The organism is Pseudomonas alvandae, from assembly GCF_019141525.1.
GTDB lineage: Bacteria > Pseudomonadota > Gammaproteobacteria > Pseudomonadales > Pseudomonadaceae > Aquipseudomonas > Aquipseudomonas alvandae.
In genome coordinates this window covers 3,699,150-3,712,399 of sequence record NZ_CP077080.1, presented here as the reverse complement: position 1 = coordinate 3,712,399, position 13,250 = coordinate 3,699,150, and the positions used below count along the sequence as shown (strand labels likewise).

Below are 13,250 nucleotides of genomic sequence, written 5' to 3'. Positions count from 1 at the left end.
CCGAAATAGGCTGATTCAGCCTCGACCTCGTTCGCGACCCAACGCCACCAGGCAACCGCCCAGCAACAACGCGGCACCCGCCACCAGCAAGGGCGTGGGTCGCCGCGCCGGCTTGCGCCAACCGCCTTCGACACGTCGCTGGCCGCTGGGTGGGGCGAACAGGTTGCCCGAGGACGTGTCCGATGCCGGGCTGCGGTTCAGTCCCCAGCGCGTCAGCCAGCCCGAGAGTTGCGGGAAGCCCGGCAGCAGAAAGTGTGCGGCTCTCGCCAGTACCGCCGCACTGCCGACGGTGGTGGTGGGCTTGGGGTTGAGGGCACAACTGACCATCGCCTCGGCGACGCGATGCGGGTCGTACACCGGTGGTGGTGGCTTGAGCGCATGGCCGGTGAAATTGGCGCCATCGCGAAAGCCCGGCGTATCCATGACGGCGGGATAGATGTCACAAACGTGAATGTCCCGGTATTCCCCCAGCTCACCGCGCAAGGCTTCGGACAAACCGCGCAGTCCGTACTTGCTCGCCGAATACGCAGCGGCATAAGGCTGGGCGACCCAACTGCCCAACGACAGCGTGTTGATCAGGATGCCGCGTTTTTGCTTCTTGAAATACGGCCAGGCCACGTAGGCGCCACGCAGGTAACCGAGCAAATCGGTCTGCAAGACCTGCTCATGGGCTTCCAGCGGCGTTTGCTCGAAATCGCCCACGGCGCCCACGCCGGCATTGTTGATCCAGATGTCGATGCGACCGTCACCGAACGTTGCGGCTTCGGCGGCCAGCGCCTGCATCTGCTCGCTGCTGGTGACGTCGGTGCACACCGCAAGCGCGGCGGCGCCCTGGGCCTGGCATTGCGCGACGACCTCATCGAGCGCCGCACGGTCGCGCGCCGCCAGGACCAGGCGCGCCCGCTGCCGGGCGAACGCTTGCGCGGTGGCGCGGCCGATGCCGCTGGAAGCGCCGGTGATGACCACGAGTTTTTCGGCCAAGGGAGACGACTTGGATTGTCCGGAGGGTCCTGCGCCGACCGCAGGCCGGTCGATTTCGGGCTGCAACGGCGTCAGCTGCAGGCGCACACCGTCAGCCATGACCAGCGTCAGGTCCTCGATGGTGCCGGCGACCCTGTTGGGGTACACCGGTTCACCCTCGGGATCGAGTTGGTCGTAGATAAATGTCTGGCCTTCCAGCCAACCCACCGCCGTGTTCAGTTCAGGGCCCAGGTAATACTTTCCATCGAGGAAGAAGCCGGGGAAATGCGGCGCACGCTCGACGCTTTCGACGGCGTAGCGCTCGCCCGTCCTCATGCCGGTTGCCGGGAAAATCATGATCAACACCTCCGCTCTGTTGGTTCTGCGATAGAGAGCGGGGGTGAAACCGGGGTTCCATCGAAGTGAGGAAAGGAAATCCGAGTGAACCGAGGTTCGTTCCCGTCAGTCACTTTTTCAGGAAGTCACCCCATCAAGGAGCCTGAGATGCGTTCTGTTTATCTCGCCAGCCTGTCCTTCACCGCGCTGCTCTGCGTCGCGTGTTCAAGCCAACCGCCTGCGACCTGGAGTTACGAGGACGCGCGAAGTCGCACCCCGGTGCCGCCCGACCAGGCATACCCCGAGCTGTTTGAAGCGGTACAAGGGCAACAGCTTTTTACCGACCAGAAGCATTTCGTCGACGCGCTGCCCAAGCGCGACCCCTCGCAGATCCGCGCGGATTACCTGGCCCGCCGGGGCAGCGCTGACTTCGATCTCGACGCCTTCGTAAAGGACAACTTCATCGAATCCGGCCAGGCGGAAAGTCCGACGCCGAAGCCCGGCGCGCCGATCGACGAGCACATCGACAAGCTTTGGCCGGTGCTCAGCCGAACCTACACGCAAGTCCCGCAGTACAGCAGCCTGCTGCCCTTGCCGCAGCCGTACGTGGTGCCCGGCGGACGTTTTCGCGAGATGTATTACTGGGACTCGTATTTCACCATGCTGGGGCTGGAGCAAAGCGGTGACAGGGCGCAGGTCCGCCAGATGACGGACAATTTCGCCTATATGATCGGCACCTACGGGCACATTCCCAACGGCAATCGCAGCTATTACCTGAGTCGATCGCAGCCGCCATTCTTCGCCTACATGGTTGAGTTGCAGGCGCACATCGAAGGCGAGCAGGCCTACGGGCGCTACCTTGGGCAACTGCAAAAGGAATACGCCTACTGGATGGAAGGGGCGCAGACCCTCAAGCCGGGCGAGGCTGGGCGCCATGTCGTCAAGCTTGCCGACGGCAGCGTGCTCAACCGTTATTGGGACGCCAGCCCGACGCCTCGCCAGGAGTCGTGGTTGCAGGACGTCAAGACCGCTGAACAGGCAGCCGACCGACCCAAGGACGAAGTCTGGCGCGACTTGCGTGCCGGTGCCGAAAGCGGCTGGGATTTCAGTTCCCGTTGGCTGGGGAATGGCAAGGACCTGGCGACCATCCGCACGACGTCCATCGCGCCGGTGGACCTGAACAGCCTGATGTATCACCTGGAGCGCACCATCGCCAAGGCCTGTGAAACCGTGGCGAACGTCGCATGTGTCAACGCCTATGGGCAGCGCGCCGAGCAACGTCAACGCGCCATCGAGACGCACCTGTGGAACGCCGACGGCGGTTACTACGTGGACTACGATTGGCAGCAGAACCGCCAGCGCCCGGCGCTCACCGCAGCGACGCTGTTCCCGCTCTATACCGGCCTGGCTTCCAGCGAACGGGCCAACCGTACCGCCGACGCCGTGCGCAAGGGCTTGCTGCGTCCGGGCGGCATCGCCACCAGCCAAGTCAACAACGGCCAGCAGTGGGACGAACCCAATGGCTGGGCGCCCCTGCAATGGGTCGCCGTCGAGGGACTGGAGCGCTACGGCCAAACGGATCTGGCCCGGGAGATTGGCCGCCGCTTCCTGCAACAGGTCCAGGCGCTTTATCGCAAGGAAGACAAGCTGGTGGAGAAATACGACGTGTCCGGACAAGGCAGCGGCGGAGGCGGCGGTGAATATGAATTGCAGGACGGCTTCGGCTGGACGAACGGGGTAACGCTGAAACTGCTCGGTAAATACGGCGGTTGAGTCGGGCCGGTTCGGTGCTATTCTTCGCGAAATCCGTGAGGAATAGCACCGAGATTGGACCAATGAACACGAATCGTCACCAGTTCCCCTCGCCGGAAGACTTGAAGGTCTTTGTGACCGTCATTCGGAAAAACGGCTTTGCCAACGCCGCAGAGGCGCTGGGGTATTCCCCGGCCTATGTCAGCAAGCGCATTGCTGTCCTGGAGTCGACGTTGTCCACGCGGTTACTGCATCGCACGACCCGGCGCATTGCCTTGACCGGCGACGGCGAGCGTGTGTGGATCTGGGCCGAAAGGCTGCTGGGGGATTTCGAAGAGTTCGTCGGCGAAATCGCCAACGCACGTCATCAACCCACCGGCTCGCTGAACATCTGCAGCAGTTTCGGTTTCGGCCGCAATCATGTCGCGCCGGCCATCGGCAAGCTGTCACAGACGTACCCTGGCCTCGACATCCGCCTGGATGTGTTTGACCGCGTCGTTGATATCGTTGGCGAGGGCTTCGACCTGGAAATCCGCGTGGGCGATGACCTGCCGGGCCAGCACCTGGGCCGCAAGCTGGTGAGCAATCGGCGCGTGCTCTGCGCGGCTCCCGAATATTTGCAACGACGCGGCACGCCGCAGTCGCTGGAAGACCTCAAGGGCCATGATTGCCTGGTGCTCAAGGAGCGCGACAACGCCTTCGGTATCTGGACGTTGAGCAAGAACGGGCGGGAGGAGACGGTGCGCGTCGGTGGCCCATTGTCTTCCAACAATGGTGAGATTGTCCTGGAATGGGCGTTGAGCGGCGGCGGCATCATGCTGCGCTCGATGTGGGACGCCGGGCCCCTGCTTGAACAGGGGCGATTGGTTCAGGTGCTGCCGGCGTATTCGCAAAGTGCCAATGTCTGGGCGGTGTATCCGACCCGGCTCAGCCAGTCGGCGAAGCTGCGGGTGTGTGTCGAGTTTCTTGAGACGTATTTTCGGGATTTGTCGGCTGGGTAGGGGGGCGGCGATGGTGAAAACGCCATCGCGAGCAAGCTCGCTCCCACATTGAATTTATGGCAGACCACGCGTTGCAGGGGCACCGCAACCCCTGTGGGAGCGAGCTTGCTCGCGAAAGCGGTCTGTCAGCCAACTTCAATGTTGGATATGCCGGCCTCTTCCCGAGCAGGCTCGCTCCCACAGTCTTCCTTGCGCTACAGCCAGGGATTCTCCGCCAGGTGCCTGCTTTCGAAGCGGCGTATCTGCTCCGCTCGTTGAAGCGTCGTGCCAATGGCATCCAGCCCGAGCAGCAAGGATTGCTTGCGCAGTTCATCGATCTCGAAGGCAATCACCTCGCCACCGGACAACCTGATCTGTTGCGCTGGCAGATCGACGCTGATGCTGGCGGTTTCGGCGCGGCTGACCGTTTGTGTGATTTTCCTGAGCTGCGCTTCAGGCAGTTGAATCAGCAACACCCCGTTGCGCTGGCAATTGTCGTAAAAGATTCCCGCAAAGCTGCTGCCGATGAGCGCCCGAATGCCGATTTGCTTCAGGCCCCACACCGCGTGTTCCCGGCTTGAGCCGCAGCCGAAATTCTCACCCACCACCAGGAACGTTGCACCGCGCCAGCCAGGTTTGTTGAGCACGAATTCAGGGTTGGGAACGCCAGCCTCCAGCCACATCAAGTCAAAGAACACGCCACGGTCCAGCCCGTTGCGGTCGATGCCCTTGAGGAACTGCTTGGGCATGATCACGTCGGTGTCGATGTTGGCGGCCAGCAGCGGCGCGGCGGTGCCGCGTACGGTGGTGAAAGGTTGCATGCTTCAGGCCTCCGGCAACAGTGGACGAACGTCGGTCAAGTGACCGGCAATCGCGGCGGCGGCCACCATGGCCGGGCTCATCAAGTGGGTGCGCGCACCTGCGCCCTGGCGTCCTTCGAAGTTGCGATTGGTACTGGACGCGCAGCGATCTCCGGGGGCCAGCACGTCATCGTTCATCGCCAGGCACATCGAACAGCCGGATTGGCGCCATTCGAAACCGGCGTCGCGGAATATCGTCGCCAGGCCTTCTTCTTCGGCCTGCTCACGGACCAAGGTCGAGCCCGGCACGATCATCGCCCGCACATGGGCGGCAACATGCTTGCCCTGTACGACCCGTGCCGCATCGCGCAAATCTTCGATCCGCGCATTGGTGCACGAGCCGATGAAGGCATGGTTGATCACCACCTCGGCGAGCGGCATGCCTGGCTCAAGGCCCATATAATCGAGCGCGCGCTGCAGGCCTTGGCGCAGGATCAGGTCGGGTTCTGTCGAAGGGTCAGGTACACGACTGCCAATCGCTGCAGCCTGATCAGGGCTGGTGCCCCAGGTGACCATGGGCTCCAACGCATCGACGTCGAGCGTCACTTCCCGGTCGAAAACCGCGCCTTCATCGCTGTGGAGGGTTCGCCATTTGGCCACGGCCCGTTCCCACAGCTCGCCACGGGGGGCGCGGGGTTTGCTTTGCAGATAGTCAAACACCTTGTCATCCGGCGCCATGAACGCGCCCCTCGCGCCGGCTTCAACGGCCATGTTGCAAATGGTCATGCGGGCTTCGACACTCAGGGCGGTGATCGCCGGGCCGGTGAACTCGATCGCATAACCGGTGGCGCCCGAGGCACCGATTCTTTCAATCAGCGCCATGATGATGTCCTTGGCGGTGACGCCTGCCCCGAGCGTGCCGTTGACCGTGACGCGCAAGGTTTTCAGGCGCTTGTAGACCAGCGTCTGCGTCGCCAGTAAATGCTCGATTTCAGACGTGCCGATCCCGAAGCCAAAAGCCCCCAGCGCACCGTAGGTGGTGGTGTGGCTGTCGCCCGCGGCCACCACCATGCCCGGCAGGATGAAACCCTGCTCAGGGGCAACGACATGCTCGATGCCCTGCCGTTTGTCCAGCACATCGAACAGCTCGATGCCGAAGTCGCGGCAGTTCTCCGCAAAATACGACACCTGTCGGGCGCCGCCGGCATCCGGCATGGCTGCGATGCGCTGGGGCGCCGTCGGGTTGACGTGATCGACCACCGCCAGCGTCGCGCTCGGCCGCCACACGCTGCGGCCGGTTTCACGCAGGCCGCTGAAGGCTTGAGGGCTGGTGTATTCGTTGGCGACCTGGCGGTCGATGTACAGCAGCACGTGGCCCTGGTCATCCAGCGAGCATACGGTATGGCTGTCGATGTGCTTCTGATAAAGCGTTCGGGGGCTGTTCATGCAGGCTCTTCTTCATTCCTGGCGGGTCTGCACACAGCATATTGACTGCCGGCGTCGCATCAAGCGCACGGGAGTGAAGGCGTTGCACACGGATTGTGATCAATCATCACGGGCGAGCGGGGCGGCCCTTCCATGGCCGCCCGAATCGGCGTGGATCAGCGTCGGGCGGTGCGGGTGCTGACGTCCACCCACACGGCCAGGACCAGGATGCTTCCCTTGACGATCATCTGCCAGTAGCTGTCGACGTCGAGCATCGACATGCCGTTGTCCAGGCTGGTGATGACCAGCGCTCCCAGCAGCGCGCCATAGACCGTGCCCGAGCCACCGCGCATGGACGTGCCGCCGATGAAGCAGGCGGCGATGGCGTCCAGTTCGCCCATATTGCCGGCCGAGGGCGAACCGGCTGCCAGGCGCGCGGTATTGACCATGCCGGCGAGGGCGCACATCACCCCCATGATGCCGAAGATCCACAGTTTCACCGCCTGCACGTTGATCCCGGACAGGCGCGTGGCCTCCATGTTGCTGCCCACGGAGTAGACGCGTCGGCCGAACACGGTCTGGCTGGTCACGTAGCTGAACACCCCCAGCAGGACCAGCAGGAGCAGCACCGGAACCGGAATTCCGTCGTAGCTGTTGAGCGTGTAGACGAACCCGGCCAACACCGCGCCGATCAACACCACCCGCACCACGTCACGCACCAGCGAATGAGCTGCCAGGCCGTGGAGGGCGCGATTGCGGCGCTGTTTCCAGGTCAGGAACAGCGTCAGCGCGAACAGCAACACGCCCAGGCCGGTGCCGACCGCGTGGGGTAGATAACCCTGGCCCACATACACCAGCTCCGGCGACACCGGGGCGATGGTGGTGCCGCCGGTGATGCCCAGCAGGATCCCGCGAAACGCCAGCATGCCGCCCAAGCCGACGATGAAGGAAGGGATGCGCAGGTAGGCGGTCATATAGCCGTTGGCCAGGCCGATCATCAGTCCACACAGGACGACCAGGCTCAGGTTTGCCAGCAGCGGAATGTGATAGACCACATCCAGTATCGCCGCCAGCCCCCCCAGCAAACCGAGCAATGAACCCACCGACAAATCGATCTCGCCGCTGATGATCACCAGCACCATGCCGCACGCCAGGATGCCGGTGATGGACATCTGCCGCAGCAGGTTGGAGAGGTTGCGCGGGGTCAGGAAGCCGCCCTCGGTCTGCCAACTGAAGAACAGCCAGATAACCGCCACGGCGATCACCAGCGCGAGCATTTTGTAGCGGGTGAAGACTTGTTTGACCTGATTCATCTACGCGGACTTCCGATCATTGTTGTTATTGCTTTCGGGATGGCTGAGCGCGGCGGCAAGCACCTGTTCCTGGGTCAGTTCCTGATTGATGAAATCGCCGCGCAGTTGGCCCTCGCCGATCACCAGCACACGGTCGGATACACCCAGTACTTCGGCCAGTTCCGAGGACACCATGATGATCGACACGCCTTCGGCCGCCAGCGCGCCCATCAGCTTGTAGATCTCGTACTTGGCGCCGACGTCCACACCTCGGGTGGGCTCGTCGAGAATCAATACCCGGGGCTTGGTCAGGAGCATCTTCGCCAACACGGCTTTCTGCTGGTTGCCACCGGAAAGGCTGGTGATGGGCAGGAACGGGCTCGCGGTCTTGAGGTGCATGCGCGAGATTTCCCGGTCGATGCTACCCAGCTCGGCTTCTGCGTCGATGCGGGTCATCCTCGAGAAATTTTCCAGCACCGCCAGGGTGATGTTCTGGCCCACGCCGAGGTCCGGGATGATGCCTTGGCGCTTGCGATCTTCGGGGACCATGCACAGGCCGGCGCGGATCGACTTGAGCGGCGTGCTGGTGTCGATAAGCTGCCCGTCCAGCCAGACTTCGCCCTCATGGCGGCCGGGGTAGGCGCCGAACAGCGCTGACACGAGCTCAGTGCGGCCGGCGCCGACCAACCCGGCGATGCCGAGGATTTCGCCGCGCTTGAGCACGAACGAAATGTCATCGACCCGTTTGCGCCTGGGGTTGTCGACGTCGTAGCAGGTGACGTGGCGCGCCTCGAAGATTACCTCGCCGATTTCATGGGGTTCGGTGGGGTAGAGGTTGCTCATTTCCCGCCCGACCATTTGCGTGATGATCTTCGGAATGTCCATGTCGGCCATGGCCGTGGTCGCGATGTGTTTGCCGTCGCGGATCACTGAAATGGTGTCGCACACGGCAGCCACTTCATCGAGCTTGTGGGAGATGTAGACACACGCCACGCCCTTGGCCTTGAGGTCGCGGATGATGTCCAGCAGCACTTCGATTTCCGAGCGGGTCAGGGCCGAGGAGGGCTCGTCGAGGATCAGCAGGCGCGCCTGCTTGTTCAAGGCCTTGGCGATCTCCACCAGTTGCTGGTAGCCGCCGCCGTACTGCGAGACCGGCAGCGAGACGTTCATGTCCGGCACCTTGAGTTCGCGCATCAGGGCTTCGGCGCGGTGGATCATCGCCGGGTAGTTCATGCGGCCGCCGGGCAATGTCAGTTCGTGGCCCATGAAGATGTTCTCGGCCACGGACAGGTCGGGGACCAGGGTCAGTTCCTGGTGGATGATCACGATGCCGGCGGCTTCGGTTTCGCTGATCGATTGCGCCTTCAGCGGCTGGCCGTCCCAGAGGATTTCGCCCTCCCAGGTGCCATAGGGATAGACCGCCGAGAGGACTTTCATCAAGGTGGATTTGCCGGCACCGTTCTCGCCGCACAGGCCGACGCACTCACCCGGCCTGACCTTGATGTCGATGCCGTTGAGGGCCTTGACACCGCCGAAGGTCTTGACGATGCCGTTCATTTGCAGCAGGTATTCGGACATGGCGAGGGCTCGTAAAAAAGGGCTCTGGCATCACTGGACCTGTGGGAGCGGGCTTGCTCGCGAAAGCGGAGGGTCAGTCAACATCAATGCCGGCTGATACAGCGCATTCGCGAGCAAGCCCGCTCCCACAGGATCTTCGTCTAACTGAAGAGTTCTGCCCGGGTCACTGCCCGGCGATCTGCGCCTTGGTGTAGAACCCGTCCTTTTCCAGCAGGTCGATGTTGTCCTTGGTCAGCGCAGTAGGCGTGAGCAGGATGGTGTCGACCTTTTTGTTGCCGTTGTCGTATTGGGAGCTGTAGGTGGGTTTCTCATTGCGCGCCAGTTGCACCGAGAGTTTGGCGGCCTCGGAGGCGATCAGTTTCAGCGGCTTGTAGACGGTCATGGTCTGGGTGCCGTCGATCACCCGCTTGACCGCCGCCAGGTCGGCGTCCTGCCCGGAGATCGGCACCTTGCCGGCCATCTTTTGCGCGGCCAGGGCCTGGATCGCGCCGCCGGCGGTGGCGTCGTTGGAGGCGACGATGCCATCGATCTTGTTGTTGTTCCGGGTCAGGGCGTTCTCCACGATGCTCAGGGCTTCGGTGGGGTTCCATTCCTTCACCCACTGCTGGCCGACAATCTTGATGTCGCCCTTGTCGATGGCCGGTTGCAGCACCTTCATCTGGCCTTCGCGCAGGATCTTCGCATTGTTGTCGGTCGGTGCGCCGCCTAGCAGGAAGTAGTTGCCCTTGGGCGCTGCCTTCAATACGCCGCCGGCCTGCATCTCGCCGACTTTTTCGTTATCGAAGGAAATGTAGGCATCGATGTCGGCGTTGAGGATCAGCCGGTCATAGGAGACGACCTTGATCCCGGCCTTCTTCGCTTCGGCGACGGCGTTGGTCAGCACGGTGGCGTTGAACGGCACGATGACGATCACGTCGACGCCACGGGAAATCAGGTTTTCGATCTGGGAGATCTGCTTCTGCTCGTTGGCATCGGCGGACTGGACATAGACCTTGGCGTCGAGTTTTTCCGCCGCCGCGACGAAGTAGTCACGGTCCCGCGACCAGCGTTCCAGGCGCAGGTCATCGATGGAGAAACCGATTTTCGGGTGGGCGGCGTCGGCCATGACGGGAAGCGATAGCAGGGCGAGCGCGCCGGCGAGCAGGGTACGTTTGAATGTTTTCATGGTGGTGCGTCCTTTTATTGTTTTTTGAAAGACACTGCCTGACGATGAACGTGATGCCGGTAGAACTGTAGAGCGTTGCTTGGCGTTGCGGGCACAGATTTGTCGCGCGAATGTAACAGCCTCGCCGCGCCCGCAACGTTGTCCGCTGTCAGGAGTAAATGAAGCGGTTGACGACGTTTTCGAGCATCTCCTGGCGACCGCTGACGGCTTGCGGATTCAGGTCGTTGGTAAATGCGTGCTCGGCCAGGGTTTCGAGGCTGTAGTCACCTGCGAGCAGCGCCTTGCCAAACGGCTGCTGCCAGCCGGCGTAGCGCTGGTCCTTGAATTTCTGTAGTTGGTCGTCCTGCACCATGGCCGCCGCGCGTTCCAGGGAGAGCGCGAGCACGTCCATGGCCGCGACGTGGCCGTGGAACAGATCGACGCCGTCGACGCTCTGGCGACGGACCTTGGAATCGAAGTTGAAGCCGCCGTTGCCGAAGCCCCCGGCCTTGAGGATTTCATAAGTGGCCAGGGTCATTTCCTCGACACTGTTGGGGAACTGATCGGTGTCCCAGCCGTTCTGCGGATCGCCCCGGTTGGCGTCGATGCTGCCGAAGATCCCCAGGGAGACCGCGGTGGCGATTTCATGGTGGAAGCTGTGCCCGGCGAGCGTCGCGTGGTTGGCCTCGATGTTGACCTTGATCTCCTTCTCCAGGCCGAACTGCTGCAGGAAGCCGAACACCGTGGCGGTGTCGTAATCGTACTGATGCTTGGTCGGCTCCTGGGGCTTGGGCTCGATCAGCAGGTCGCCCTTGAAGCCGATCTTGTATTTGTGCTCGACCACCATGCGCATGAACCGGCCCAACTGTTCCCGCTCACGCTTGAGATCGGTATTGAGCAGGGTTTCATAACCTTCGCGACCGCCCCACAGCACATAATTCGAGCCCTTGAGACGCTGGGTGGCGTTCATGGCGCTGAACACCTGGGCGGCGGCGCAGGCGAAGACTTGCGGGTCCGGGTTGCTGGCGGCGCCGGCGGCGAAACGCGGGTTGCTGAAACAGTTGGCGGTGCCCCAGAGCAATTTGATCCCGGTCCGTTCCTGGTGGCCCTCAAGGTGATCGACCATCTGCGCGAAGTGGTTGCGGTATTCCTTCAGCGACTGGCCTTCCGGCGCGACATCGGTGTCGTGGAAGCAGTAGTAGTCAATGCCCAGCTTGGAGAAAAACTCGAACGCCGCCTCGGCCTTGCCGATCGCCAACTCCATCGGATCGCCGGCGTGCTGCCAGGGGCGCTTGAAGGTGCCGGCGCCAAACACATCGGACCCTGGCCAGACAAAGGTGTGCCAGTAGCAGACAGCCATGCGCAGGTGTTCGCGCATGGGTTTGCCGAGGATCAGCTTGTTGGCGTCGTAGTGGCGGAAAGCGAGCGGCGAATCGCTGCCTGGGCCCTCAAAGCGAATCGGCTGGACATCTGGAAAGTACGACATGGGCGGATTCCTTTTTATTCTTGGCGGTGTCCCGATACTAACGCCGGCCCTGGGCCTGCTGATTATGAAAATCACCAAGAGGCAGTTCGATTTTGAGTATTGAGATTCGCCGCTGGCGCGCCTAGGCTCTGTCCATCGGCCCAGGGTTCAAATAATGAAAATCGTCCCGCCCGTCCACCGCATCGCCCTGTTGTTCAACGGCAGCAAGATCTACGACCGCGGCATCATCAGCGGCATCGGCAACTACCTGAGCAGCACCCGCGCGTCCTGGGACTTGTTCCTCGAGGAAGATTTCCTCTGTCGGTTGAAGGGGATCGAGCGCTGGCAGGGCGACGGGATCATTGCCGATTTCGACGACCCGCTGATCGGCGAGGCGCTGGCCGGGATCAAGATGCCGGTGGTAGCCGTGGGCGGCTCGTACCAGGACGAGCGCGCCTATCCCAAGGGCATTCCCTATGTCGCCACGGACAACCATGCGCTGATCAAATTGGCCTACGAGCACCTGATCGAAGCCGGGTTGACGCGCTTCGCCTGCTTCAGCCTGCCGGAATCCCAAGCCAATCGCTGGGCCCAGGAACGGGAGAAGGCCTTTCGCCGATTGATGCAACGCGACGGCCTGCAAGCCGAGGTCTATCGCGGCATGGGCACTAGCGCGCCGCTGTGGGACAGCGCTGTCGAGCAGCAGATCGCCTGGCTGCAAAGCCTGCCCAAACCCATCGGCATCATCGCCGTCAGCGACGCGCGGGCCCGGCAGCTGCTGCAGGCCTGCCTGACCGCAGGCATTGCCGTGCCGGAGCAGGTGGCGTTGATCGGCATCGACAACGATCCACTGACCCGCAGCCTGACGCGGGTGCCGCTGAGCTCGGTGGTGCAGGGCACCGAAACCATGGGCCGGACCGCCGCGCGACTGCTCCATCAGATGCTGCATGGCATGCCATCCACGGGCACGCAGGTGCTGATTCCGCCGGAGGCGATCAACGTGCAGGCGTCGAGCTTGCACCAGCCGCTGGGCAATCCTTATGTCATGCAGGCCCTGTTGTTCATCCGCCAATACGCCTGCCAGGGCATCAAGACCGCCCAGGTGGCGGCGTATGTCGGCGTGTCGCGTTCATCCCTGGAAGCGCATTTTCGCAAGGTGCGCGGGTGCAGCGTTCACGACGAAATCCTGCGCTTCAAATTGGCTGCGGCGGCCAGTGGTCTGGAGAATACCGACTCAGCGATCGCCGACATCGCCCGCAATTGTGGCTTCAAGTCGGCGCAGTACCTGCACACGGTGTTTCGTCGGGAGTTCGGTTGTACGCCACGAGAATATCAGCAAGGCACGAATATGGCGGGCGAGTAGTACGAGGGGTTCTTGTGGCGAGGGAGCTTGCTCCCGGTGGGCCGCGAAGCGGCCCCTGAGCCAATCACTGCGGTGAGCCAGGCTGATCCCGACTGGCCTTTTTGGGGCTACTGCACAGCCCAGCGGGAGCAAGCTTCCTCGCCACAGGATTTTCG

10 protein-coding genes are annotated in these 13,250 nt (G+C 62.6%); 3 read left to right on the top strand and 7 right to left on the bottom strand.

Translation table 11 applies throughout. From position 1 onward, the window contains the following. Positions 1–15: 15 nt before the first annotated feature. On the bottom strand, positions 16–1,317 hold the full coding sequence (locus tag KSS97_RS16480) for an SDR family oxidoreductase (protein WP_217859643.1): 1,302 nt from the start codon (positions 1,315–1,317) through the stop codon (positions 16–18). 147 nt (positions 1,318–1,464) lie between these two features. Here KSS97_RS16480 and treA point away from each other — a divergent pair, with 147 nt between their 5' ends. Together treA and KSS97_RS16470 are read left to right on the top strand one after the other, a co-directional pair. Further along, on the top strand, positions 1,465–3,069 hold the full coding sequence (treA, locus tag KSS97_RS16475; RefSeq protein WP_217859642.1) for an alpha,alpha-trehalase TreA: 1,605 nt from the start codon (positions 1,465–1,467) through the stop codon (positions 3,067–3,069). Positions 3,070–3,131: 62 nt separating this feature from the next. Continuing rightward, positions 3,132–4,049, top strand: a complete 918-nt coding sequence (locus KSS97_RS16470) for a LysR substrate-binding domain-containing protein (RefSeq protein WP_030141551.1) — start codon at positions 3,132–3,134, stop codon at positions 4,047–4,049. 194 nt (positions 4,050–4,243) lie between these two features. Here the strand turns inward: KSS97_RS16470 and leuD are convergent, their stop codons facing one another. From leuD to xylA, 6 genes are all read right to left on the bottom strand, one after another. Continuing rightward, positions 4,244–4,849: a 3-isopropylmalate dehydratase small subunit gene (gene leuD, locus KSS97_RS16465; protein ID WP_217859641.1), complete on the bottom strand. Its 606-nt coding sequence runs from the start codon at positions 4,847–4,849 to the stop codon at positions 4,244–4,246. Between the two features lie 3 nt (positions 4,850–4,852). Next, on the bottom strand, positions 4,853–6,274 hold the full coding sequence (leuC, locus tag KSS97_RS16460) for a 3-isopropylmalate dehydratase large subunit (RefSeq protein ID WP_217859640.1): 1,422 nt from the start codon (positions 6,272–6,274) through the stop codon (positions 4,853–4,855). A gap of 155 nt (positions 6,275–6,429) precedes the next feature. Further along, positions 6,430–7,566, bottom strand: coding sequence for a sugar ABC transporter permease (locus KSS97_RS16455; RefSeq protein WP_030140558.1), 1,137 nt, complete (start codon positions 7,564–7,566; stop codon positions 6,430–6,432). Beyond that, positions 7,567–9,123, bottom strand: a complete 1,557-nt coding sequence (gene xylG / locus KSS97_RS16450; protein WP_217859639.1) for a D-xylose ABC transporter ATP-binding protein — start codon at positions 9,121–9,123, stop codon at positions 7,567–7,569. Positions 9,124–9,286: 163 nt separating this feature from the next. Next, positions 9,287–10,288: a D-xylose ABC transporter substrate-binding protein gene (gene xylF / locus KSS97_RS16445; protein ID WP_030140560.1), complete on the bottom strand. Its 1,002-nt coding sequence runs from the start codon at positions 10,286–10,288 to the stop codon at positions 9,287–9,289. Between the two features lie 148 nt (positions 10,289–10,436). After that, positions 10,437–11,753, bottom strand: a complete 1,317-nt coding sequence (gene xylA / locus KSS97_RS16440) for a xylose isomerase (protein ID WP_198796759.1) — start codon at positions 11,751–11,753, stop codon at positions 10,437–10,439. 154 nt (positions 11,754–11,907) lie between these two features. Between xylA and KSS97_RS16435 the strand changes: the two genes are divergently transcribed. Continuing rightward, entirely contained in the window at positions 11,908–13,095 is a 1,188-nt protein-coding gene (locus KSS97_RS16435) for a XylR family transcriptional regulator (RefSeq protein ID WP_030140562.1), read from the top strand. Positions 13,096–13,250 lie beyond the last annotated feature (155 nt).

Bases quoted from the DNA above. Each gene is read 5' to 3' on its own strand.
- KSS97_RS16480 (WP_217859643.1), bottom strand. From the start codon at position 1,317: ATGATTTTCCCGGCAACCGGCATGAGGACGGGCGAGCGCTACGCCGTC.
- treA (WP_217859642.1), top strand. From the start codon at position 1,465: ATGCGTTCTGTTTATCTCGCCAGCCTGTCCTTCACCGCGCTGCTCTGC.
- KSS97_RS16470 (WP_030141551.1), top strand. From the start codon at position 3,132: ATGAACACGAATCGTCACCAGTTCCCCTCGCCGGAAGACTTGAAGGTC.
- leuD (WP_217859641.1), bottom strand. From the start codon at position 4,849: ATGCAACCTTTCACCACCGTACGCGGCACCGCCGCGCCGCTGCTGGCC.
- leuC (WP_217859640.1), bottom strand. From the start codon at position 6,274: ATGAACAGCCCCCGAACGCTTTATCAGAAGCACATCGACAGCCATACC.
- KSS97_RS16455 (WP_030140558.1), bottom strand. From the start codon at position 7,566: ATGAATCAGGTCAAACAAGTCTTCACCCGCTACAAAATGCTCGCGCTG.
- xylG (WP_217859639.1), bottom strand. From the start codon at position 9,123: ATGTCCGAATACCTGCTGCAAATGAACGGCATCGTCAAGACCTTCGGC.
- xylF (WP_030140560.1), bottom strand. From the start codon at position 10,288: ATGAAAACATTCAAACGTACCCTGCTCGCCGGCGCGCTCGCCCTGCTA.
- xylA (WP_198796759.1), bottom strand. From the start codon at position 11,753: ATGTCGTACTTTCCAGATGTCCAGCCGATTCGCTTTGAGGGCCCAGGC.
- KSS97_RS16435 (WP_030140562.1), top strand. From the start codon at position 11,908: ATGAAAATCGTCCCGCCCGTCCACCGCATCGCCCTGTTGTTCAACGGC.